Annotated in this window: 22 protein-coding genes; 16 read left to right on the top strand and 6 right to left on the bottom strand. The window is 64.7% G+C overall.

From position 1 onward, the window contains the following. From M3I54_RS05295 to M3I54_RS05285, 3 genes are all read right to left on the bottom strand, one after another. Positions 1-196, bottom strand: a 196-nt coding sequence (locus M3I54_RS05295; RefSeq protein WP_254333639.1) for a helix-turn-helix domain-containing protein, incomplete at its 3' end; no start/stop codon positions are given. A 48-nt stretch (positions 197-244) separates the two neighbouring features. Next, entirely contained in the window at positions 245-781 is a 537-nt protein-coding gene (locus tag M3I54_RS05290) for a GNAT family N-acetyltransferase (protein WP_254333637.1), read from the bottom strand. A gap of 16 nt (positions 782-797) precedes the next feature. After that, positions 798-1,370 carry a helix-turn-helix domain-containing protein gene (locus tag M3I54_RS05285; RefSeq protein WP_254333635.1) on the bottom strand — a complete coding sequence of 191 codons (573 nt, stop codon included), beginning with the start codon at positions 1,368-1,370 and terminating at the stop codon, positions 798-800. A 252-nt stretch (positions 1,371-1,622) separates the two neighbouring features. Here M3I54_RS05285 and M3I54_RS05280 point away from each other — a divergent pair, with 252 nt between their 5' ends. Genes M3I54_RS05280 through M3I54_RS05270 form a run of 3 tightly spaced genes read left to right on the top strand, consistent with a single transcriptional unit; the run spans position 1,623 to position 6,184 of the window. Next, positions 1,623-4,166 carry an EAL domain-containing protein gene (locus tag M3I54_RS05280; protein WP_254333633.1) on the top strand — a complete coding sequence of 848 codons (2,544 nt, stop codon included), beginning with the start codon at positions 1,623-1,625 and terminating at the stop codon, positions 4,164-4,166. Positions 4,167-4,213: 47 nt separating this feature from the next. Continuing rightward, a complete protein-coding gene (locus M3I54_RS05275) occupies positions 4,214-4,522 on the top strand; it encodes a hypothetical protein (protein WP_254333632.1) in 309 nt (102 codons plus the stop codon). Between the two features lie 15 nt (positions 4,523-4,537). Further along, positions 4,538-6,184, top strand: a complete 1,647-nt coding sequence (locus M3I54_RS05270; RefSeq protein ID WP_254333630.1) for a methyl-accepting chemotaxis protein — start codon at positions 4,538-4,540, stop codon at positions 6,182-6,184. Between the two features lie 4 nt (positions 6,185-6,188). Here the strand turns inward: M3I54_RS05270 and M3I54_RS05265 are convergent, their stop codons facing one another. Next, on the bottom strand, positions 6,189-6,917 hold the full coding sequence (locus tag M3I54_RS05265) for a FadR/GntR family transcriptional regulator (RefSeq protein ID WP_254333628.1): 729 nt from the start codon (positions 6,915-6,917) through the stop codon (positions 6,189-6,191). Positions 6,918-7,308: 391 nt separating this feature from the next. On the opposite strand from M3I54_RS05265, the gene M3I54_RS05260 reads away from it, so the two are divergent. The 5 genes from M3I54_RS05260 (at position 7,309) to M3I54_RS05240 (ending at position 13,050) form a co-directional block, all read left to right on the top strand. Further along, positions 7,309-8,436 carry a sugar ABC transporter substrate-binding protein gene (locus tag M3I54_RS05260; protein ID WP_254333626.1) on the top strand — a complete coding sequence of 376 codons (1,128 nt, stop codon included), beginning with the start codon at positions 7,309-7,311 and terminating at the stop codon, positions 8,434-8,436. 37 nt (positions 8,437-8,473) lie between these two features. Beyond that, positions 8,474-10,042, top strand: coding sequence for a sugar ABC transporter ATP-binding protein (locus tag M3I54_RS05255; RefSeq protein ID WP_254333624.1), 1,569 nt, complete (start codon positions 8,474-8,476; stop codon positions 10,040-10,042). After that, positions 10,039-11,019, top strand: coding sequence for an ABC transporter permease (locus M3I54_RS05250; RefSeq protein ID WP_254333622.1), 981 nt, complete (start codon positions 10,039-10,041; stop codon positions 11,017-11,019). Before M3I54_RS05255 ends, M3I54_RS05250 begins: the two co-directional genes overlap by 4 nt. Beyond that, positions 11,016-12,002 (top strand): ABC transporter permease, encoded by a 987-nt coding sequence (locus M3I54_RS05245; RefSeq protein ID WP_254333620.1) that lies wholly within the window; start codon positions 11,016-11,018, stop codon positions 12,000-12,002. The genes M3I54_RS05250 and M3I54_RS05245 overlap by 4 nt, the downstream gene beginning before the upstream one ends. A 94-nt stretch (positions 12,003-12,096) precedes the next feature. Further along, positions 12,097-13,050 (top strand): GlxA family transcriptional regulator, encoded by a 954-nt coding sequence (locus M3I54_RS05240; protein WP_254333618.1) that lies wholly within the window; start codon positions 12,097-12,099, stop codon positions 13,048-13,050. A gap of 80 nt (positions 13,051-13,130) precedes the next feature. Here the strand turns inward: M3I54_RS05240 and M3I54_RS05235 are convergent, their stop codons facing one another. Both M3I54_RS05235 and M3I54_RS05230 read right to left on the bottom strand, forming a co-directional pair. After that, on the bottom strand, positions 13,131-14,060 hold the full coding sequence (locus M3I54_RS05235) for a GlxA family transcriptional regulator (protein ID WP_254333616.1): 930 nt from the start codon (positions 14,058-14,060) through the stop codon (positions 13,131-13,133). Positions 14,061-14,099: 39 nt separating this feature from the next. Continuing rightward, positions 14,100-15,491, bottom strand: a complete 1,392-nt coding sequence (locus M3I54_RS05230; RefSeq protein ID WP_254333614.1) for an MFS transporter — start codon at positions 15,489-15,491, stop codon at positions 14,100-14,102. Between the two features lie 161 nt (positions 15,492-15,652). On the opposite strand from M3I54_RS05230, the gene M3I54_RS05225 reads away from it, so the two are divergent. The 8 genes from M3I54_RS05225 to M3I54_RS05190 all read left to right on the top strand — a co-directional run bounded on the left by M3I54_RS05225 (position 15,653) and on the right by M3I54_RS05190 (position 22,671). Further along, complete coding sequence (locus M3I54_RS05225; protein WP_254333612.1) at positions 15,653-15,937, top strand: hypothetical protein; 285 nt, start codon at positions 15,653-15,655, stop codon at positions 15,935-15,937. A 324-nt stretch (positions 15,938-16,261) separates the two neighbouring features. Beyond that, complete coding sequence (locus tag M3I54_RS05220) at positions 16,262-17,161, top strand: LysR family transcriptional regulator (RefSeq protein WP_254333610.1); 900 nt, start codon at positions 16,262-16,264, stop codon at positions 17,159-17,161. 168 nt (positions 17,162-17,329) lie between these two features. Continuing rightward, positions 17,330-18,658, top strand: a complete 1,329-nt coding sequence (locus M3I54_RS05215) for an MFS transporter (protein ID WP_254333608.1) — start codon at positions 17,330-17,332, stop codon at positions 18,656-18,658. A 34-nt stretch (positions 18,659-18,692) separates the two neighbouring features. Further along, positions 18,693-19,733: an amidohydrolase family protein gene (locus M3I54_RS05210; RefSeq protein ID WP_254333606.1), complete on the top strand. Its 1,041-nt coding sequence runs from the start codon at positions 18,693-18,695 to the stop codon at positions 19,731-19,733. Continuing rightward, positions 19,730-20,401 (top strand): RraA family protein, encoded by a 672-nt coding sequence (locus M3I54_RS05205; protein ID WP_254333604.1) that lies wholly within the window; start codon positions 19,730-19,732, stop codon positions 20,399-20,401. Before M3I54_RS05210 ends, M3I54_RS05205 begins: the two co-directional genes overlap by 4 nt. A gap of 80 nt (positions 20,402-20,481) precedes the next feature. Next, positions 20,482-20,874: a hypothetical protein gene (locus M3I54_RS05200; RefSeq protein ID WP_254333603.1), complete on the top strand. Its 393-nt coding sequence runs from the start codon at positions 20,482-20,484 to the stop codon at positions 20,872-20,874. A 122-nt stretch (positions 20,875-20,996) separates the two neighbouring features. Beyond that, on the top strand, positions 20,997-21,197 hold the full coding sequence (locus tag M3I54_RS05195) for a hypothetical protein (protein WP_254333602.1): 201 nt from the start codon (positions 20,997-20,999) through the stop codon (positions 21,195-21,197). Positions 21,198-21,525: 328 nt separating this feature from the next. Continuing rightward, positions 21,526-22,671: a YncE family protein gene (locus tag M3I54_RS05190; RefSeq protein WP_254333601.1), complete on the top strand. Its 1,146-nt coding sequence runs from the start codon at positions 21,526-21,528 to the stop codon at positions 22,669-22,671. The last annotated feature ends 272 nt before the right edge of the window (positions 22,672-22,943 follow it).

Below are 22,943 nucleotides of genomic sequence, written 5' to 3'. Positions count from 1 at the left end.
CCAGAAACCGGCTCGACCAACGGCTAATGAAGCGGGAGTCACAGCGCAGCCGCTGCATGATCGCCTCACGTGTCTCTCCGTCGTCAAGCATCAGGATCAACCGGGCACGCCGCGTGTCTGCTGCGCGCACCGTTTGACTACGAGCCGCCGACAGCAATTGTTTGCGCTCAAGCGTGGTTAAGTTCATCTTTTCCATGTGTTTCATTGAATACCAAATAAGGTGCTTTTTCAATGACGCAATGGACTAGTAGCTCACCAGTTGCTTGTGATAGAACGTGGAGCCACAAAGTGCGCCGTCCGGCATCAGCGCGTAATTCGGCACGGCGCCCACACGCTCCCATCCCGCGCGCGCATAGAGCCGTTCGGCCGCGCCGCCCGTCACGGTGTCGAGCACGAGCACCGATTTTCCGGCTTGCCTTGCCGCCTCGTCGATTGCGAGCATGAGGCTCAGCCCCACACCTCGCCCGCGTGCGGCGCGATGCACCAGCACCTTGGCGACATCGGCGCGATGCGCCTGGTTTTCCGGTTGCGCCGTCACGAGCTGCGCCGTGCCCACAATGCGCTGCTGCGCGTCTTCGGCCGCGAGCAGAATGCGTTCACCTCGCGCCACCTCTTGCGCCACCCCGCGCCAGAACGCGAGCGCCGTCTCGCGCGCAATCGGCAGCATGAAGCTCACCGAGGCACCGCCCTCCACGCAGTCGATGAGCACGTCCGCAAGCGCGGGCGCGCAGGCTTGCGCCTGTTCAGCCGCGAGGCGGCGTACGTTGATTGATTCGCTCATGTGAATGTGAACCCGGTCAGTTAGTGGTCCTGCAGAGCGCGACGACATAGCGCGCCGGTTTGTTGGTGGGATTGCGATAGACGATAGGGCAGTCCAGGCGCATCGCGAGGCAGTCGCCGGTTTCGAGCCGCCACAGGCGCTCGCCGACCGTCATCTCCATCGTGCCTTCCATCACCCAAACCTGTTGGTAAATTTCCGCGTCGCGCAGGCTCGTGTCGTAGGCCACGCGCTGGCCAGGCGGAAAGTGCACTTCCACGAGCTGGATGGGCGACCATGCGGGCGGCGAGAGATTGCGTCGCACGTAGCCCGACTCGGGGTCGGTCCAAACCGCTTGATCGGGGGCCGCGGCGTGCGGGGAAGGGGCCTGCCGCGCATCGTCGCCCGGCGCCTCGAAGAGCGACGCAAGCGAAACGCCAAGCGCCGTGGCGAGCTTGTCGAGCACGACGGCCGTGGGGCTGCTTTCCCCGCGTTCGATGAGTGAGATGTTCGAGCGGCTTACCGAACTGCGCTCGGCCAGCGCTTCGAGTGACCAGCTTTTGGCGTCGCGCAGTTCGCGCAGGCGGCGGGCGATATTGGTGTGGATATCCATGGCGTCCAGTTTAATGGATTATTCGTCCAGAAAACTAGATTGTGCGATTCCACGTATAAAAGTTTATGCGCATCAAGTTTGTCGCAGGCGTGCGACAGTTGATGCCGCCCTGTTATTCCGGTTAGTCGGAGCGCAAACGTTTGCGTCGTCTCGGGCGGTCAAAACCTTGATTTCCGTCAATTGACGGCCCCCTGCCCACTGTTAGTTTCCCGCTATCTCACAAAGACATCGCAGTGCGGTTCGGGGCGCAACATGCAACACCACACGCTGGACCTGGAAATCGGGCAGCTACTTTCAGGGCCGCCGCTTGCCTGCGGGCCCGACGTGCCGATTCGCGAAGCGGCGCGCATGATGAGCGAGCGGCGCTATAGCGCCATCGTGATCACCGAAATGGGGCGGCCCGTCGGCATCTGGACCGAGCACGACGCGCTCGCGCTGGACGAAGACGCCGCCGCGCTTGCGCTGCCCATCCGCCACGCAATGAGCCATCCGGTGCGCGCGCTGCCTGCAAGCACGCGTCTGCGCGACGCCGCCCTGCGCTTCAAGCGCGAGGGCATCCGCCATTGTCTCGTGGTGGATGAGTCGGGCCGCTCGCTCGGCATCGTCACGCAAACCGACCTGGTCATGAACCAGGGGCTCGAGTGCTTTCTGCGGCTGAAGACGGTCGGCTCGGTCAACGCGGCGATGCCGCTCGTGGTCGACGCGCGCATGTCCCTGCACGATGCCATGCAGCGCATGCGTGCGCGGCGTCTGAGTGCACTCGTCGTGAGCTATCCCGAAGGCGACTTTGGCATTGTGACCGAGCGCGACGTGGTGCGCCTCGCTGCCACAGGCACGCTTGACGGCATGGTCGGCGCGCGCGCGAGCCGGCCGCTGCGCTCGCTCGCGCATTCGCAAAGCCTCTACGCCGCGCGTCAGTATCTCGTCGAGCACCGCATGCGCCACGTTGGCGTGATCGGCGAAGACGGGAGTCTCGCGGGCCTGCTCGACCTCTCGCATATCCTGCACGACATCGAAGACGGCTTCGTGCGCGAGTTGCAGATGGCGCTGCGCGAGCGCGACGACGCGCTGCTCGCCTCGCGCGCGAACCTGCGCCTTGCCGACCAGGTGGTGGAGTCGACGCTCGATGGCGTGATGATCACCGACCTCGACGGCACCATCGAACGCGTGAATCCCGCCTTTACGCGGCTCACGGGCTATACGGAGCACGAGGCGCTAGGGCGCAACGCGAGCCTGCTCAACTCGGGCCGCCAGGGCCCGGCGTTCTACAGCGCGCTCTGGCGCAGTCTGCAGCAAAACGGCCACTGGAAGGGCGAAATCTGGAACCGCCGCAAGGACGGCGCGCTTTACCTGGAATACCTGACGATTTCCAGCATCTGCGACCCGAGCGGCCGCTGCACGCATTACGCCGCGATCTTCGCGGACATCACGCAGCGCCGCGAGACCGAGGAGCGCCTGAGCTACCTCGCGACGCACGACGCCTTGACGGGCCTGCCCAATCGCACGCTCTTCACCGAGCGCCTCACGCTGTCGCTCGCGCGCGCACGCCGCTCGGGCAAGCGCGTCGCGGTGTTGTTCCTCGACCTCGACCGCTTCAAGCTCATCAACGACACGATGGGCCACGGCGTTGGCGACGAGGCGCTCACCGTGATCGCGACGCGCCTGCGCGAAGCGGTGCGCGAGACCGATACGGTGGCGCGCCTTGGCGGGGACGAATTCACGCTGCTGATCGAAGATATCGAAGACATTCGCCACGTCGGGCAGATCGCCCAGGGGCTGCTCGGGCGCGTGGGCGCCGCGATGCATATAGGCGAGCAACTGCTGTTCGTCACGCCGAGCATCGGCATCAGCATGTATCCGGACGACGCGCGCGATCCGCGGCAACTGCTCATGCAGGCCGACCGCGCGATGTACGAGGCCAAGGACGCGGGCAAGAACAACTTCCGCTTCTTCGCCGCGCCGATGACGTCGTCGGCAATGGAGCGCATCGTGCTCGAAAGCGAGCTGCACCATGCGCTGGAGGCTGACGAACTCGTGCTGCACTATCAGCCCGAATTCGATGTGGCGAGTGGATCGCTCGTCAATATCGAGGCGCTCGTGCGCTGGCAGCACCCGCGCCGCGGCCTCGTGCCGCCCGACCAGTTCATACCGATTGCCGAGGAATCCTCATTGATCGTGCCGCTCGGCGCGTGGGTGATGCGCGAGGCCTGCCGGCAGGCGCGCGAGTGGCTGGACGAGGGCTTCGACTTCGGCCGCATCAGCGTGAATCTTTCGGCGCGGCAATGTCTTCACGACGGCTTTCTGCATCAGCTCACGACGATACTCAGCGAAACAGGCCTGCCAGCCACGCGGCTGCAACTCGAACTCGTGGAGAGCATGGCGATGATGTCGGGCCGGGGCGGCATCGAAGCGTTACTGCAAGAACTCGCCGCGCGCGGCATCAGCCTCGCGATCGACGACTTCGGCACGGGGTATTCGTCGTTCAAGTACCTGCAGTCCTTACCGGTCGACACGCTCAAGGTGGACCGGTCGTTCCTCGCGGACATGGCCGAGCCAGGGCCCGGGATGTCGCCGCGTGTGAAGAAAAGCGCCGCCCGCGATCGCTCGATCGTGCGCGCGATCGTTGCGATGGCGCGTTCACTCGGTGTCACGGTGGTGGCCGAGGGCGTCGAGACGCCGCGGCAACTCGAGTTCCTGCGCGAGATCGGCTGCGACCGCGCACAAGGTTTCCTGCTTGCGCGTCCCGCGCCGGCCGAGTTGATGCCGCGCGCGCTCGAGGCGTGCGTGGCTGGCTGAAGACCGCCTTTTCTTTTCCCCTTTAGCCGAAGTATCTGGAGAATCCCGTGAGCACCAGTGACGAGATGCTGTTGAACTCGATGACCGCGCTTGTGAGCGCGCATGGCAAGGCCATCTCGCGCTTCGGCGCGAGTGTGGTGGTGATGACGAAGTTCGTCGAGGCGGTGCTGCCGCAACTGTCCACGGCGCAGATCGAACGCACGATCCTCGCGTTTCGCGCGCAGCTCGGCGAAGCGATGGCCGTGGCCGACGACGTGCTGTTGCCCGGCGAATACCGCGCCACATTGATCGAACAGGCGAATATGCTGCTGGCCCGGCTGGGCAGCGATGCCGTCCCAACCACGTCGAGACCCTGAAGCGGGAATAAGGTAATGCGTAATCTGACGATTCGAAAAGGGCTGCTGCTCGTGCTCTGCACGTTCGCAGCGATGCTGGTGGTGGGTGCGGCGGTAGGTGTCCTGATGATCGGCCGCGCCGACGACTCGGCGCGTTTCATCCACGAAGTCGCGGGCCAGGACGCGCTCGCGCTCGCCTTACGCGAGGACGCGGCACTTGCGCAAACGGCACTGGCGCGCGCGTACCAGGCTGCGAAAGAAACCAGCGATGCAGGGGCACGCGCCGAAGCGCAACAGCGGGCGCAGCAGGACGCACGCGATCTCTTCGATCAGGCCGCGAAGCACAGCACCGCGCTGCGCGCGAGCGCACCGTTCGACGTCGATGCGGCCCAGCAGCGCGACGCCTTGCTCGGCGCGTGGAGCGCGCTCGCACAGTCGCTGCGGCGTGCGGCCACGGCGCTCGAATCCGGCGACACGGCAACCTATGCGACGCTTGCTGCCGGGGATGTCGCCAATGCGAATACGCAGTTTTCGGCGAGCGTGGCCGCACTGCGCGCGAACGCCGATGCCGCCACGCGCGCGACGCTCGACCAGTCCGAGCGCGAGCACAATTGGGTGATGGCGATGGTGGCGGTGGGATTGCTGGGTGCGCTGGCGCTCGTCGTTGCGACCCATATGGCGCTGCGCCGCCTCGTTACTGCGCCACTCAAAGAGGCGGTGGAAGTGCTGAACCAGATCGCCGCGAACGATCTTTCGGTCCATATAGAACGTGGCGGCCGCAACGAAATCGGCCAGTTGCTCGGCGCGATGCGGCGCATGCAGGGCGGCCTGAGCCACACGGTGCGCAGCGTGCGATCGAGCTGCGATGCGATCAACACGGGTGCACGCGAAATCGCGGCGGGCAATCTCGATCTGTCGAGCCGCACGGAACAGCAGTCTGCGTCGCTCGAACAGACGGCGTCGAGCATGGAGCAGCTCACGTCGAGCGTGCGTCAGAACGCGCAGCATGCGAATGCCGCGAGCGCGCTCGCCACGGGGGCGGCGGATGTCGCGCAGCGCGGCGGACGCGTGGTCGAGCAGGTGATCGAAACGATGGAGGAGATCAGCCGCAGCTCGGGCAAGATCGCGGACATCACGGGCATCATCGACGGCATTGCGTTTCAGACTAATATTCTCGCGCTCAACGCTTCGGTCGAGGCCGCACGCGCGGGCGAGCAGGGGCGCGGCTTCGCCGTCGTCGCGGGCGAGGTGCGCATGCTCGCGCAGCGCAGCGCCTCCGCGGCGCGTGAGATCAAGTCGCTGATCGACGCCTCGGTGCACGACGTGCGCAACGGCCGCTCGCTCGTAGGCGAGGCGGGCGCGACGATGGCCGAGATCGTCGCTTCGGTGGACAAGGTGTCGGGCCTCATGAAGGAGATCGCCTCGGCTACCGTGGAGCAGAGCGCCGGCATCGAGCAGGTCGAGACCGCGGTAAGCCAGATGGATCAGGTCACGCAGCAGAATGCGGCGCTCGTGGAAGAGGCGGCGGCGGCCGCCGGGTCGCTCGAGCAGCAGGCGAGCCAGATGGCCGAAGCCGTGGCGACGTTCCGCGTGAGCGAGACGGCGGACACGCCGCCGGTGGCGCCTCCGGTCACACCCTTGGAGGCTGCGCACGAGGAAAGCGCGCTGCCTGCGGCTGCATAGGGGGCTAACGCCAGGCTTGCGTGAACTCGCCGATCACGCGTGCGAGATGCGCCTGCATCGCCGCACGCGCAGCGGCCGCGTCGCGCGCCATGATGGCCGAAAAAATGCGCTGATGGTCTTCCTGCGAAGCCGCGCGCAACGCGGGCGTATGGAAGTGCTCCTCGATTTTTTTCCACAACGGGTCGGCGCGTGAGCTGTCCCACATCGCGCTCACCACGTGCAGCAGCATTTCGTTTCCGGTCGCGCCCGCAATGGCCAGATGGAACTCGCGGTCTGCGGCCTCGTTTGCCGCCTTGTCGTCCATGTTTTCGCGCATCGCGCGCAACGCGGCGAAGAGGCGGTCGAGGTCCGAATCCTTGCGTTCGGTCGCGGCGAGCGCCGCGATCCCGCTTTCGATCACTTCCCGCGCGCGCAGCGTCTCGATCGGGCCCGGCCCGCGCGGCAGTTCGAACGCGATGGAGCGCGCCTCCTGCGCGCCGGCCACATAGATGCCCGACCCCACGCGCACCTCGACCACGCCCTGCACTTCGAGCGCGATGATCGCCTCTCTCACTTGTGTGCGGCTGACGCCAAAGCGGTCGGCCAGCGTACGCTCGGAAGGCAGGCGGGCGCGAGGCCCGAAGTCGCCTGCCGCGATCAGGTCGTAGATCTGTTTCGCGAGGCCGACGTAGGAGCGGTCGGCCGGGTCCGCATCGGCGGCGCGACCGGTTGGCGTGTGCGAAAGATCGGCCATCCAGGATTCTCGAAAGCGTCGAAGCCGCCGGGCGGCGGCTGAAGTTCGCCAGAATGGTACACCAGTTGCCGCGCCGCCAAGCATAGAGGTGGCGCGGGTTTCCGCCCGATATACGCCAAATCGGGCCCTGCGCCGGGTCCAGTGGTAAACCACTATCGCGCGCAGATTGGTATGCCAGTACTGTCAGACGGGGAGGCGTTCACGCATGCCCGTCGTTTTGCTTCGAGGGGACGCCTTTGAAGAGGTCATTCCGCTGGTTCGGCGCGTCCGTTCCAGTCCCGCTGCAGCACATCCAGCAAGATTCCCTGCGTCACGCACACGGTGTCGGCCATTCCCGACGAGCCCGGTGCGCCGGCTATCAGTAAGTTCTATCCGACAATAAGGAGACAACATGCTTTCAGGAATCCAGGTGCTTCGAGCGGCGGCGACCGCGGCAATGGCGCTGTGCGCAGGCGCGGCTTTCGCGCAGGCATCGATCGTTTCCGGCCCGTCCAGCGACCCCACATGCATGGTGCCCTGGAAGACCGACACCAAATTCATCAAGTACCCGAAGAAGAGCGGGCCGTACCGCGTCGCGCTCGTGAACGGCTATATCGCCAACACCTGGCGTATCCAGATGATCAAGACGGCCAAGGCCTATACGGCGGAACCGGCCGTCGCCGCCAAGCTCAAGGAGTTCAAGGTCGTCTCGACGGGCGAGGACGTGCCCGCGCAGATCTCGGCCGTCAACAACTTCATCGACGCCGGCTACGACGCGATCATCGTGGACGCGCAGAATCCCGCCTCATTCGGACCCGCGATCCGCCGCGCGAAGAAAGCCGGCGTCGTGCTGGTCGCGTTCGACAATACGCTCGACAGCGAAGACGCGATCAACGTGGACGTCGACCAGTACGGGCTTGGCGTGCTGTGGGCCAAGTGGCTCGCGACTCATGTGCCCAACGGCGGCAAGGTGCTGGAAGTCCGCGGCGTGGCCGGCACCTCGGTCGACACCGATCGGCACAATGGCTTCACGAAGACCCTCGACGAGACCGGCAAGAAGTGGAACGTCGTGCAGGTCTACGGCAAGTGGGATGACGCGGTCGCGCAGAAGGCCACCGCCGACGCCATCGCCGTGCAGGGCCATTTCGACGGCATTTCGGCGCAGGGCGGCGACACGGGGGTGGTGCGCGCGATGATCGATGCGAAACATCCGTTCGTGCCGTTCGGCGGCGAGACGGAGAACGGCTTTCGCAAGTTCTGCGCGCAGTACGGCGCCCAGGGCCTGAAGTGCACGTCGGCGGGCACCGGTCCCGCGCAGGTGGCCGTGGCGATCAAGACGGCGCTCGCGGCGCTCGATGGACAGACCATTCCCGTGGCGATCAAGCTGCCGCTGGACGTCACCGACGATTCGATGCTGAAGGCGGGCGTCAACTATTTCCCGAACGAGTCGGACAACTTCTTCGTGGGCAACTCGTTTCCCACTTGCGGCATCAACTTCTCCGCTCAGGCAATCATGAAGCAGAGCCAGGGCAACCAGTGACCGCGTGATTGCCGCGTGACGTGACGGGAGGCGAAGCATGCAGCAGGGTGGAGAGCAGCCGTTCTTTCAGATGTCTGGCGTGTCGAAGAGCTACGGCGGCGCCGTCGCGCTGGATCACGCGGAACTCGCGGTGCGAAAGGGCCGCATTCACGCGATCCTCGGCGAGAACGGCGCGGGCAAGTCGACGCTGCTGAAGGTGATGTCCGGCGTGGTGCAGCCGGACGAGGGTGTGATGCACCTCGATGGCCGTGAGGTCTCGTTCGCCTCGCCCGCCGGGGCGAACGCGGTCGGCATCGTCTGCGTGTATCAGGAGTTGTCGCTGATCCCCGACCTGAGCGTGGCCGACAACATCTTCGCTTCGAACCCGCCGCGCCGTTTCGGCATGATCGACCGCCGGGCCCAGCGCCGCCAGGCCGAGGAGGCGCTCGCCCGCGCGGGTGCAGCCGACATCAATCCGCTCGCGAAAGTGCGCGACCTGCCGCTGTCGCGCCAGCAGATGGTCGAGCTGGCCAAGGGGCTCGCGCACGAACCGCGCATCCTGATCCTCGACGAGGCCACGTCGGCGCTGACCGCCGCCGACGTGGCGCGCGTGATCGAGGTGCTCAAGCGCCTGCGCGAAGAGGGGCTCGCGCTGCTCTTCATTTCGCACCGCATGCACGAGGTGAAGGCGCTCGCGGACGAATGCACGGTGTATCGCAATGGCCGTCATGTGATGAGCTTCGAGGCGGGCACGCGCTCGGATAATGAGGTCATCGAAATGATGATCGGCCGGAAGTATCAGCATGTATTCCCCGACAAACCCGCGGAAAAGGCCGGGCGCCAACCGGTTCTCGCCTGCCATGATCTCGCGTGGAGTGACACGCTGCGGGGCATCAGCTTTTCGCTGAAGCCCGGTGAAATTCTCGGGCTGGGCGGTCTCGACGGGCAAGGGCAGCGCGAACTGCTGCTCGCGCTGTTCGGCGTGCTGCGCGGCTCTACGGGCAAGATCGAGATCGACGGCAAGGCGGTGTCGATCGGCAGCCCGGTTACCGCGCGCGCGAGAGGAATCGGCATGGCGCTGATACCGGAGGACCGCAAGACCGAAGGCCTGATGCTGCCGATGTCGGTGCGCGAGAACCTCTCGTTTGCCGCGCTCGATCGCATGTCTACCGCAGGCGTGATCGATCGCAATCGCCAGCAGTCCTTCGTTGACCGAATGATGGAACTGCTCGCGATCAAGGCGCACGGCGTCGACGCGCCCGTGGGCTCGCTGTCGGGCGGCAACCAGCAGAAGGTGGTCATCGCGAAGTGGCTGATCCGAAAGCCCAGAATCCTGCTCCTCAGTGACCCGACGCGCGGTATCGACGTCGGCACCAAACAGGAGCTTTATCAGTTGCTCAGGCGCCTGGCCGACGAAGGCGCCGCGATCCTTTTCTATTCGACCGACTATGACGAGCTGATCGGCTGCTGCGACCGCGTGCTCGTGCTGTACGAAGGCAGGATCAAGAAGGAACTGGTCGGGCCGGCGATCACCGAACAGAACCTGATCGCCAGCGCACTGGACCTGCCGGTTGGACAAATCGGACAGGTTGCGCAGGTTTCGCCTTCCACGGGAGTCGCGCCATGAGCGGGCTGCGTTACTGGTATGCAGAAAATCGCGGGACGGCGTTCGCGTTCGGCCTGTTCGTGCTGATGTTCGGGATTTACCTCTTCAACTATCCGTCGAGTTTATCGGCGAACGTGTTTCAGACCGCGGCGAACAAGGCGGTGCTGCTCGCGCTGGTGTCGATGGGGCAGGCGCTCGTCGTGCTCACGGCCGGCATCGACCTCTCTATCGGCATGATGCTCGTGCTGACGAATTGCATCGGCTCCTGGATCGTCACGGGCGACGCGCTGCACAGCGCGCTCGGCATCGTCGGCGTGCTCGCGGCGGGTGCGTTGTGCGGCGCGCTCAACGGCTTGATCATCATTTTCGGCCGTCTGCAGCCGATCGTGACGACGATCGCGACAGGCGCCGTGTTTTACGGGCTGGCGCTGCTGCTGCGCCCCGTGCCCGGCGGAACGATCAACGAGGATCTCGCCGATGCCCTGACCGGCAAGGTCGCGGGCGTCGTGCCCGCGAGTCTGCTGATTCTGATCGCCGCCGTGGCGATCGTCTGGATTCCTTTCAAACACTCGGCTGTGGGCCGCGCGGCGTATGCGACCGGCTCGTCCGAACCCGCGGCCTTTCTCTCCGGCATGCCGATCCGCCGCGCCAAGTTCGCGAGCTATACGCTGGCGGGTCTGCTCGCCGCAATGGGCGGCCTTTTTCTGACCTTCTTCACCGACACCGGCGAAGCGAGCCTCGGCAGCGCGAACTCGTACACGCTCTTTTCGATTGCCGCCGTGGTGATCGGCGGTGTGTCGCTGCTCGGCGGCAAGGGCAGTGCGATCGGCGCGATCTTCGGTGCGTTCGCATTCCGCTCTATCGGCGACCTGCTGTTCGTATTCAACGTCGACGCGCTGTGGCAGCCGCTATTCCAGGGCGTGATTCTCCTGCTTGCTGTCGCGATTGGCGCGTGCGGGCTGTTCAGTGTGCGCAACCGTCTGGAGTGGTTCCAATGAGCGGCGTTTCTGCAAGCACCCGGACCACCTTCGTGTCGAGGCTCACGCGCAGGATCGACAAGCCGATCGTGATCGCGTTCGCGTGCATCATTGCGCTGCTGCTCGTCGGCGGGATGTATTCGCGCAACTTCACGTCGCCGGAGTACATCCTGCTGCAGCTGAAGGTCGGCGCGTTTCTCGGCATCATCGCCACCGGGTTGATGATGGTGATACTGCTCGGCCACATCGACCTCTCATTGCCGTGGACGATCACGGTGGGCGCGATGATGGCATGTGCCGTGGCGGGGCATGGCGAACTCGGGGAGATTCTCGCGATTCCGGTCGGCATTGGCTGCGGCATGCTGATCGGCATCGTAAACGGTATTCTCGTCGCACTCCTGCGTATTCCTTCGATGATCGCGACGCTCGCGACCAATGCGGTCGCGCAGGGCATCATGATCGTCTATACGGGCGGATCGTCGCCGCAGGATTCCGCGCCGCACGTCATGCGATGGCTCGCCGCGGGCTGGCTCGTGCCGGGCGTGCCGAATGCTGTTGCGCTGTGGGTGATGATCGGGGCCGCGACGATCTTCCTGCTCTCGCGTACGACCTTCGGCCGCACGCTGTACGCGATCGGCAACACCGAGCGCGCGGCGTATCTTTCCGGCATCGATACGCGGCTCGTGACCGTGGCCGCGTTCGCCGTGTGCAGCGCCTTCGCCGCGTTCGGCGGCGTGCTGCTCGCGGGCTATGCGTCGAAGGCGGCGCAGTCGATGGGCGACGCTTACCTGCTGCCCGCGATCGCGGCGGTGGTGCTTGGCGGCACGTCCATTCTGGGCGGCCGCGGCTCGTACCTCGGCACCGTCGCCGGCGCGATCCTCATCACGCTGCTGCAGTCCATTCTCTCGGTCGCGCAGATGCCGGAGGCGGGACGCCAGATCATCTACGGCGTGGTGATCGCGGCGATGCTGCTGCTATACGGGCGCAGCAAGCGGGAGGTGTAGGTTGCAGGGGCGAGGCCCCGCCTGGCCGCGATTGACTGTGGCGCAAATGACGTATAAGGTCGTGTTTTGGGACATGCAGCGACGGGAGTAGGACATGCACCGCATCGGCTACCTGCTGAGCGACGGATTCCAGGTGATGACGCTCGCGACCCAAAGCGTTTTCGAATACGCGAATATGGTGGCGGGTTCGCCGTTCTACGCGATCGAAAACTATTCGATGGAGGGTGGCGCGGTACGTTCGTCGCTCGGCATGAACGTGGACACGCAGCGCACGCCTGCGCCCGCGCGCAGCCGGGTGGACACCTGGGTCGTGGTGGGCGTGAACGACCCGCTTGCCGTAAGCGCAGCGCCCGCGGTGCTGGCGTTCCTGCGCCGCGCGAGCGGCCGCGCGCGCCGGGTGGCGGGCATCTGCACGGGCGGTTTCGTGCTGGCCGAGGCGGGCCTGCTCGACGGCCGCCGCGCCACCATGCACTGGTACTACGCGCGCGATTTGCAACAACGCTTTCCCGACATTCGCGTGGAAGACGACCGCATCTATATCGTCGACGGGCCGGTCTGGACTTCGGCGGGCATGACGGCGGGGCTCGATCTCGCGCTTGCCATGGTCGAACGCGACCTCGGCGCGGAGGCGGCGCGCTCCGTCGCGCACAAGCTCGTCATGCATCAGCGTCGTTCGGGCGGCCAGTCGCAGCATTCCGAAATGCTCGCGCTCGCTCCGAAATCGGACCGCATCCAGAACGCACTCGACTACGCGCGCCGCAATCTGGGCAGCGCGCTCACAGTGGAACAACTCGCAGAGGCCGTGCACCTGAGCCCGCGCCAGTTCAGCCGCGTGTTCACGGCGGAAACGGGGCAGTCGCCCGCGCGCGCCGTGGAGGGCCTGCGCCTGGAGGCGGCGCGGCTCATGATCGAGCAGAGCACGCATCCGCTCGATGTCATCGCACGCGAGACCGGCTTTCGCGACCGGCGGCACATGCGCGAGGCGTTCGTGCGCGGCTTTGGCGTGCCGCCGCAGGCGGTCCGGCGCGAGGTGCGCGCGGGGGCGTAGGCGCAACGACGCTGCTACGAATCCGCTTTCACGGTGCGTTTGGTCCTGGCAGTGACGGCGCCGAAGTGTGCGCGATATTGCTACGGCGTGGTGCCCAGCTTGCGCTTGAATGCCACGCGCAAATGGTCGGCGTCACGCATGCCGCATCGAAAGGCCACCGTTTTCAACGGCGCGGTGCTGTTCTCCAGCATCACGCGCGCCGCGTCGATGCGCGCGCTCTCAACGAATTCGGCGGGCGTCACGTTCGTATCGCGCAAGAAGATTCTCGCGAAGTTTCGCTTGCTCATCTGCGCAATGGAGGCGAGCACTTCCACGCCCAAATCTTCATTCAGATGTCCGAGCACGTACTGCTGCACCTGGGCAATGGGCGACGATTCCTCCGCGTAGGGCGTGAGATACGGGCTGAACTGCGACTGGCCGCCCGCGCGCTGCACGAACACCACCAGTCGTCTCGCCACGTTCAGCGCGATTTCCGGGCCGTGATCCTGAGCCAGCAGGTACAGCGAAAGATCGATTCCCGCTGTCACGCCCGCCGAGGTGTAGAGATTGCCGTCCTGAATGAAGATACGGTCGAATTCGACGTTCGCGGTCGGGCACATCGTGGCGAGCGCGGCCGCGTCGTTCCAGTGCGTCGTCACGGTACGCGCGTCGAGCAAGCCCGCGCGCCCCAGCGTAAGCGCGCCGTTGCAGATGGAACCGAAGCGTCGGGCGCGCGCGCTGGCTTCGCGCAGCCATGCGTGCGCCGCATCGGCAAGCGGCTGCTCCACGAGCGACGGGCCGCCCGCAACGAGCAGCAAATCGTATTGGCCGACTGCTTCGTCGAAGTACCGGTCCGCGCCGATCCGTACACCGCTGGAGCAGCGCACGGTGTCGCGTTCCGTTGCGATCAGCTCGAGCTGGTATTGCGCCTCGGGCGGCAGCAGGCGATTGGCCTCCGAGAAAACGTCGGTGGGCCCGAACACGTCGAGTGCCTGGACGCCTGGGAAGACGAGAAGCGCAACGGTAAGCATCGTTTTGGACGAAGAACAGAGTCGGCGTTCGGAGGCGCGCTAGCGCCGCGCAAGAATATGCGCGCCCGCGCTGCGCGGCAGCAGCACGCTGTCGACCACGCCTAACGCCGCGAGCGCCGTGATGAACCAGAACGCGAGATGGAAGTCGGCCGCGCCCGCTGTCCCGGTGCCGCGCAGCGCTTCGGCAACCGAAAGCGTCAGCGCGCCCACGGCGATCCCCATGCCGGCGTTCATCTGCTGCAGCACGGAGAAGAGTGTCGTCGCATCGCGCATCTGCGGCTGAGGCACGTCGGCGAAACCGATGGTGTTGAGCGCGGTGAACTGCATCGAGCGCACGAGGCCGCTGAAAAACAGCAACGCGGCCACGACGACGCGCGGTGTATCCGCGCCGAGCAGCGTGAAGCCCGCGAAGCCGAGCGCGACCAGCGTGCCGTTGCCGATCAGCACGGTGCGAAAGCCGAAGCGGTTCATGACCCACGTGGTGCCCGGCTTCATGCACAGATTGCCGGCGAACAGCCACAGCAGCAGCGCGCCCGACGCCACGGCGCTCCACCCAAACGCTACCTGGAACATGAGCGGCAACAGAAACGGCGCGGTGCCGATGGCCGTGCGAAACAACGAGCCGCCGAACACGGTCACCCGAAACGTGTTGATCTTCACGGGCGCGAGATCGAACAGCGGATGCGGCACGCGCCGCAAATGCACGACGGCCGCCGCCAATAGCGCGACGCCCCCCACGCATGTGCCGATCGACACGAGCGCGGTGACGTCGGAGCGGCTCGCCATCTCGATGCCGCTCATGACGGACGCGAAGCCGAGGCCGCTCAGCACGAAGCCGAAGGTATCGAAGCGCCGGGGTTGCGTGTGCTCGTCGCGCAGGAGCAGCAGGGCGGCCACGAGCGCGGCCACGCCGAGCGGCAAGTTGAGCAGGAAGATCCAGTGCCAGCTCCAGTGCGTGCTGATCCAGCCGCCGAGCGGCGGCCCGAGAATCGGCGCGACCAGCGCGGGCCAGGTCAGGATCGCAATGGCGCGCACGATCTCGTGCTTCGGCGTGTCGCGCAGCACGACGAGCCGGCCCACCGGCACCATCATCGCGCCGCCTAACCCCTGCAGCACGCGTGCGGCGGTGAAGGCGAACAGGCCCGTGCTCATCGCGCATAGCAGCGAGGCCACGCTGAACACCGTGATGGCCGTGGCGAACACGCGCCGCGCGCCGAAGCGCTCGGCGAACCAGCCGCTCACAGGGATGAACATCGTCAGCGCGACGAGGTAGGCGGAGACGCCGATCGAGAGATACGCGGGCGCGGTGTGAAAGTCGCGCGCGATGATGGGCAGCGAGGTGGTGATGACCGTGGCGTCGAGGTTCTCCATGAAGAACGTTGCGGCCACAAGGAATGCGACGGCGGTGCGGCGATCGAGGGCGTGCGGCATCAGGCGTGTTCCTGGATATTCCGGGCGTGATTCTTCGTCGGCAGCCGGATTCGGCGCGGAGTGTCCCTCATTCTACTGAAGTTGGCGCATGCTCCGCTGGCACGTTCCCTGCGTGATCTGGTTGGACCATGCGATATCCATCGCAAAGGGAGGTCGATACGATGAGCAACCAGTCCGACCAGTCCGAACAGCCCGAAGACGCACCGGACCCGCGCGGCACGGATCTGCCCAAGCCATTTGGGGATGCTGTGCCCGCTCCTGCCGAGCCGGGTCTCGACCAGCCGTTGCCGCCAAAGACGCGCGATTTGCCAACGGAGGAGGCGGGCGAGGGCCCAGATGAGTCAGATCGAGCGCCGCACAACGATATTTCCAGGCCGCTAGGCGACGCGGTGCCCACACCGGTCGAGCCTGGTCTCGACCAGCCTCTGCCGCCCAAAAAGCACTAGCGAAACAAGCGGCGGTTTCGCTAAGCCTTGAGCGCATTCCGCGACTTCAGCCCGAGCAGCGGCAAGTCGCGGATTTCCACACCGGTCGCGTCGGCAATCGCGTTGGCGAGCGCCGCGGCGGCCGGTGGCATCGAGCGATGCGCTCGCATCCACAGTCATCGCGGGACCGAACGGCTCCCACATGGGTTCCTGTTCGCGCATGAACTGCACGTGAATGAGCGCGGCGAACAGCATGCGCGGTCTGGTCGCGAGCATACGGCGTGCCTGGTCCGTGGGTTGTTCGCTGTATTACGATGCAGGGCAAATCGATACGGAGATGATGAGATGAATGAGCTTCGGGGCCTGCAGTGTTTCGTGACACTCGCCGAGGAACTGAACTTCAGCCGCGCCGCGGAGCGTCTGCACATCGCGCAGCCGGCCTTGAGCCAGCAGATACGTGCTTTGGAGGACCGTGTGGGCACGCAACTGATCGATCGCACGCGCCGCCCGCTGCGCCTGACGGAAGCGGGCCAGTACCTGGCCACCGAAGCGCGGCAGATTCTCGGTTCGCTCGCCGAGGTGACGCACGGCGCGCTGGAGATCGGTGTTGGCCGGCGTGGCTGGCTCAGCATTGGCTTTACGCGCTCGTCGATGTACAGCGTCCTGCCGCCCGCGCTCAAGGCGTTTCATCAGGCGTATCCGCAGGTCGAGCTCAAGCTGTTCGAGATGCTGACCGACGAGCAGGCCGACGCGTTGCGCGACATGCGCATCCATATCGGCATTGGGCGGCAGCCGCTCGCCGTGCCCGGTTACACGACCTTGCCGCTGCTGCGCGAGCGGCTCGTGGTGTTGATGGCGTCGGATCACCCGCTCGCCGAACGAAAGAAGGTACGCATCGACGAACTCGCCGATACGCCGCTGATCCTCTACCCGAAGCATCAGAACGCGCAGTTCAAGCGCACGGTGCAGGCGCTCTATCGCGACGCGGGCGTGACGCCCTTCGTCGCGCACCAGGCCTACGAGATCCAGACCGCCATTGCGCTCGTGGCGGCGGGACTCGGCGTGACCGTGGTGGGCGAGTCGGTGGCGCGGCATGGCCGCGCCGATGTCGTGGCGCGCCACCTCGACGGCCCCGGCGCTGCGCAGCGCACCGTGCTGGCCGCGACGTTCCGCAGCGACGACGCCTCGCCGCATCTGCGCGCGTTTCTCGAATGCCTGCCGCCGCCGCTTGCCAGCACACTATAAGCGCACGCTTATAGAAGCATAAGTATCGCGTCTTGGACTCGACGCGCCCCGCTTCTTATTATCGAAACTCAGGCGCCCCGTCTCGTGGGTGCCGCCGGCAGCGGTCGTCGCTGCGGGCCGATAACGATGCAGCGACGGCACCGCCTGTCGCCATGAGGCGGAGACAGCATGAGTCACTTCGACGAAGCAGCAACCATGCGAAAGGTTTACAAGCGGCTTGTGCCGCTTCTTTTCTGCATGATGTTTTTCAATTATCTGGACCGTATCAATATCGGTTTCGCCGCACTCGACATGAACTCGGACATGGGCTTCGACCCTGCCGTGTTCGGGTTCGCGGGCAGCATTTTCTTTGTCGGCTACATGCTGCTGGAAGTGCCTAGCAATCTGTTGTTGCACCGCGTGGGCGCGCGCCGCTGGATCGCGCGCATTCTGCTCACGTGGGGTGCCGTTGCGGTGGCAACCGCCTTCGTGTTCAACGCGTCGAGCTTCTACGTGCTGCGCTTTTTGCTGGGCGTGATGGAAGCGGGCTTTCTGCCGGGTATCGCCGTGTATCTGACCTACTGGTTTCCGGAGCGCTACCGCGCCCGCGCCGTGGGCGGGTACATCATCGCGGGGTCGTTCTCGGCCGTGCTGGGCGGCCCGCTCTCGACCACGCTCATGACTTACGCGAACGGCGTGCTCGGCATGCACGGCTGGCAGTGGATGTTCATTCTCGAAGGCGTGCCCGCCATGCTGCTCGGCCTCGTCACGCTGCGCATCATGACCGAGCGCCCCGCCGACGCCGACTGGCTTTGCGCGGAAGAGAAGCAATGGCTCGAAGCCACGCTCGCCACGGAGCGCGAGGCGCTGGGCGGCCATCGGCATTTTCCGCTGCTGAAGGTGGCAAGCGACATTCGCGTATGGAGTCTCGCATGTCTGTTCGGCTGCGCGCTGGTCGGCATTTATGGGCTCTTCCTGTGGCTACCTCAGATCGTGAAGAGCCTGGGCCACCTTAACAATATCGAAGTGGGCTTCCTCTCCGCTGCACCGCCGCTCTTTGGCGTGCTGGGCACGTACCTCGTGAGCCGCAGCTCGGACCGCACCGGCGACCGCAAATACCACCTCGCATTCGTCTACGGTATGAGCGCACTGGCGATTGCGGGCAGCGCGTATGCGCCGAATCCGCTGCTTGCGTATGCGCTGCTTTGCGTGACCGGCCTCTTCATCTATGCGGGCAACCCGCTGTTCTGGAGTCTTGCCGCGTCGTTCAGAACCGGCGCAGCGGGCGCGGCGACGATCGCGCTCATCAATACGATCGCACAGTTCGGCGGCGTGGTGGGGCCGTGGAGCATCGGTCTCGTGCGCCACGCCACCGGCAACTTCAAGCTCGCGCTGCTCACTATCGCCGCTTTCCTCGTGGTCGCCACGCTCATCGCCATCGTCATGCGCGTGAAGCCCGCCGAGAGCGGCACCTCGAACCCGGCGCTCGTTGGCCGCGACGAAGCGACGGAAAGCTGATTTTTATTGTCCGTACACCTGATGGAATTGCTACATGATCATTGATTGCCACGGTCACTACACGACCTCGCCGCCCCAGCACGAAGCCTGGCGCGCCAAGCAGATCGCCGCGCTCAAGGACGGCACGCCGGTTCCGCCGCGCCCGTCGATTACCGACGACGAGATTCGCGAAAGCATCGAAAATGGCCAGCGCCGCATTCAGCGCGAGCGCGGCACGGACCTGACAATTTTTTCCCCGCGCGCCGCGGGCATGGGCCACCACGAGGCGGGCGAAGCGGCGAATGCGCTTTGGTCCAGCGAATGCAACGATCTCGTGCATCGCGTGTGCTCGCTTTTCCCGCAGCATTTCGTGGGCGTTTGCCAATTGCCTCAGGCGCCGGGCGTGACGCCGGAAAACTGCATTCCCGAGTTGCGCCGCTGCGTGGAGGAACTAGGCTTCGTGGGCTGCAACCTCAACCCGGACCCCTCGGGCGGCCACTGGTCGGGGCCGCCGGTCACGGACCGCTCGTGGTATCCGCTTTACGAGGCCATGGTGGAACTCGATGTGCCTGCGATGATCCACGTTTCGTCGTCATGCAATCCTAACTTTCATGCGACGGGCGCGCACTACCTCAACGGCGACACCTCAGTATTCATGCAACTGCTGCAGGGTGACCTTTTCGCCGACTTCCCGACGCTGCGCTTCATCATTCCGCATGGCGGCGGCGCGGTTCCGTATCACTGGGGACGCTATCGCGGTCTGGCCCAGGACATGAAGCGGCCGCTTCTGAAGGACTACCTGCTCAAGAACGTGTTCTTCGATACCTGCGTTTACCACCAGCCAGGCTCCGACCTGCTCGCCAAGGTGATTCCGGTGGAGAACATTCTGTTCGCCTCGGAGACGATCGGCGCGGTGCAGGGCATCGACCCGGAAAGCGGGCACTACTACGACGACACGCGCCGCTATATCGACGCGATCGAATGGCTCAGCGACGCCGATCGACAACGCATTTACGAAGGCAATGCGCGTGCAGTGTACAGCCGCCTTTCCGCGCAGATCGAACGACAAACCGCATTGGAAGGGATCACGAAATGAACCAGATTGGCTGGCGTGAATACGAGTCTGCCCCGCAGGCCAGCGCAGCGACGCTCGCCGCGTTGCGCGAACTGCAAGTGTCGCTCCTGAGCGACAACATGGCGCGTTCGAGCGGCATTCTCGGCCTGCAGCCGTTTCATCTGCCCAAGCCGATGGCGGGCACGGCTGTGACGGTGCGCACGCGTCCCGGCGACAATCTCGCCATCCATCGCGCCTTCGACTTCTGCCGGCCGGGCGACGTGCTCGTGATCGATGGCGCGGGCGAGGTGACCCAGGCACTGATGGGCGACATCATGTCGAGCTATGCGGAAAGCCTCGGCGTGCAGGGGCTCGTGATCGACGGCGCGATCCGCGACGTCGGCGCAATTCGCCAGCGTGACTTTCCTGTGTATGCGCGCGGCGTGACGCACCGCGGACCCTACAAGAACGGGCCGGGCGAAATCAACGTGCCCGTGACCATCGGGAGGATGGTCGTCAATCCCGGCGATATTATCGTGGGCGACGAGGACGGCTTGCTCGCCATCGCGCCCGTTGATGTGGAGACTGTCATTGCGGGCGCGCGCAGGCAGGGCGAAAAGGAGGCAGCCGCATTGCAGGCCATAGCCGAAGGGCGCTTCGACCGCGCATGGGTGATGCCGCACATCGAGCGCATGAGAAGCGGCGCATGATGAACTCACGCGGCGTCAGGCGTTAAGATGCGCGCTGGAGCCTGTGCTCCCTCGCTCAATCGCAGATCCACTCTTGTTCCATGACCCGATACCTTGACGCTGCCGCGCTGCGCGAACTCGCCGAACACGCGGAGCAAACCGACCCGCCGCCTTGCACCTGCACGAAAACGCCGCTCGATGGCTGGCAATCGCAGCCGCTTTCGCTCGACGAGCGGCAACTGGAACAGATCGGCACGCTCGTTCGCGAGGATGAAGCCGAACCGACCTTCGCCGAATATCTGCCGGGAGAGGCGGGCTACTGGTCGGAGAATGCGCCGATCGCGCCCCGGTACTTTCCGTATAACCGTTGCGGCGTGTGGACATGCACGTTGTGCGGACGCCTTTACCTTCGTTATACGGAAGGCGGCGGCTATTTCGTCGATCAGCGCATCCGTGCGTTGAAAGCGCGGTTGATCGAGGATGTGCCGCTTTGAGCGCCCGAATGGCCAAAGCGGTGATTTGCTTCTGATTCCCGCGCGCTTATATTCCTGGTGAATCAAACAGAGGTCAGGCTTTTCCCTGGCCTCTATTTCATTTCTGGCGGCTTGATATTCGAATGAGCGCCAATATCGCTTTCGACTTCACAACCGAACCTTACATGCACGTGCCGTTCTCGCGGCTCAACCCACGCCGCGTCAAACCCCCGCATAGCGATGTGCCCGCGCATCAAAACCTCAACGACAAGCTGAAGCTTGCGCTCCAAGGCCCTCGCGGCATTGCAGTGCAGGAAATGGCGCGGCGCAGCACGCCGAAATGATTTCCCCGATCTGATCAATTCTGAGTTTCATTCTAAAAATAAAGGTGTGAATCGAAACTTACTGAGCGCGATGGTTTTATTCGTAGATAAGTTTCTACATCCATACATTCATAGGCGTTTGTAAATGGAATCTATCAATTTCTTTGCTGTGCATTATTACCGCTCCTTGCGCATCCTTACGTCCATATCGAAGCCTGCCGTTGGGCCGCTTCAAGGACATGGATGACGTGAGCCGCAGTGCGATGACGATTCATCGAGGCGCTCCCGCAGATTCCGTGAGGCATTCGCGTGTTGACCGACCTGTTCTGCTGCTCAAAGGAGCTGACTGATGAATAAACCGTTATTGGCCTTTCTACTCGTGGCGACGGTGGCCGTTGCCGGTTGCGGAGGCTCAGACCCATCGAGTTCCAACCCGGCGTCGGCCGCGGCCACACCGTCCGCGCCCAAACTGCTCTCGAACATTACCGTGCCCAATACGACGAGCCCGGCATTCAGTTTCGATATCGGCTATGTGGAAGCGGGCAGGTACTATCTGGCCGATCGCAACAACAAGTCCGTCGATATCGTCGATACCAAAACGAAAGCGCTGCTCGCGCAGATTCCGGGCAACTTCACCGGCGCGGGCGCGAGCACCGATGCGTCCGGACCTGACGGCATCGTGGGCGTGACGGGAACGAATACGCTGTACGTAGGGGACGTCGATAGCGTGAAGATCGTCGATACGTCCGCGATGCAAACGGTCAAGACGATCCCCATCAGCACGTCAGGCTCGCGCGTCGATGAAGGTTGCTACGATCCCGACGACCATCTCGTCATGTTTGCGAGCCCCGGCGACACGCCGCCCTACGTGACCTTCATTTCGACCACGACGCAGGCCGTCGTGAACAAACTGGTATTCAACGGCTCTTCAGGCCTGGAAGCCTGCGTGTACGATCCGGCCTCGAAGAACTTTCTCATCAACAACGACGGAACCGCCGCCAACCCCGACGGCGAACTCGACGTGATCACCGCCAGTTCGGTCACGTCGGGCGCGCCTGCGGTGAGCAAGTCGTTTCCGCTTGGCAAATGCGGCCCTGCGGGCATTGCGCTCGGTCCCAACAGCGACGTGCTGATTGGTTGCGATCCTTCTGCGGGCGATCCGCTCATTACGCTGATCCTCGATCGCAATACGGGCACGCAACTCGCGTCCGTGCCGTTCGGCGGCGTGGACCAGGTGGCTTATGATCCCGCGTCGAACCGCTACTTCCTGCCTGCGCGCCACTACGTCACGAGCGGCACCGCGGCGTCTTCGGGCTTTACGCCGGCCATGGGTGTGATCGACGGCGCGACGCGCAAGCTCATTTATACCGTGGCAGTCGGTACGGGCGCGCACTCGGTTGGCATCGACAGCAGCCTCGGGGAGGTCTTCGTGCCGTACCAGCCCGGATCGGCGGCATTCCCGAATGGCGGGATATCGGTGTTCTCGACGCAGTAGCGGCAAAGCTTCAGGCCTTGGCACACAGCCAGCGGATGTGAAAATCGTCCGCTGGCTTTTTTGCTTCTGCGATTCCATCGATTCGACGAAACCTCGACAGCGGCCGTTCGCTCACATACGGTTATGATGTTTCGCACCGTGCGGGCTCCGCGAGTCCGGACAAAGCGCATGGGTATTCGGGAACTCGCCAAAGTACTGAAGCTGTCCGTTTCGACCGTGGGCGCGCCTTGAACGACAGCGACGAGGTGAGCGCCGAAACGCACGAGCGCGTG

Origin of the sequence: Paraburkholderia sp. CNPSo 3274 (genome assembly GCF_024206475.1) — a bacterium.
Classification (GTDB): domain Bacteria; phylum Pseudomonadota; class Gammaproteobacteria; order Burkholderiales; family Burkholderiaceae; genus Paraburkholderia.
This window is presented reverse-complemented; position numbering and strand designations above follow the sequence as displayed.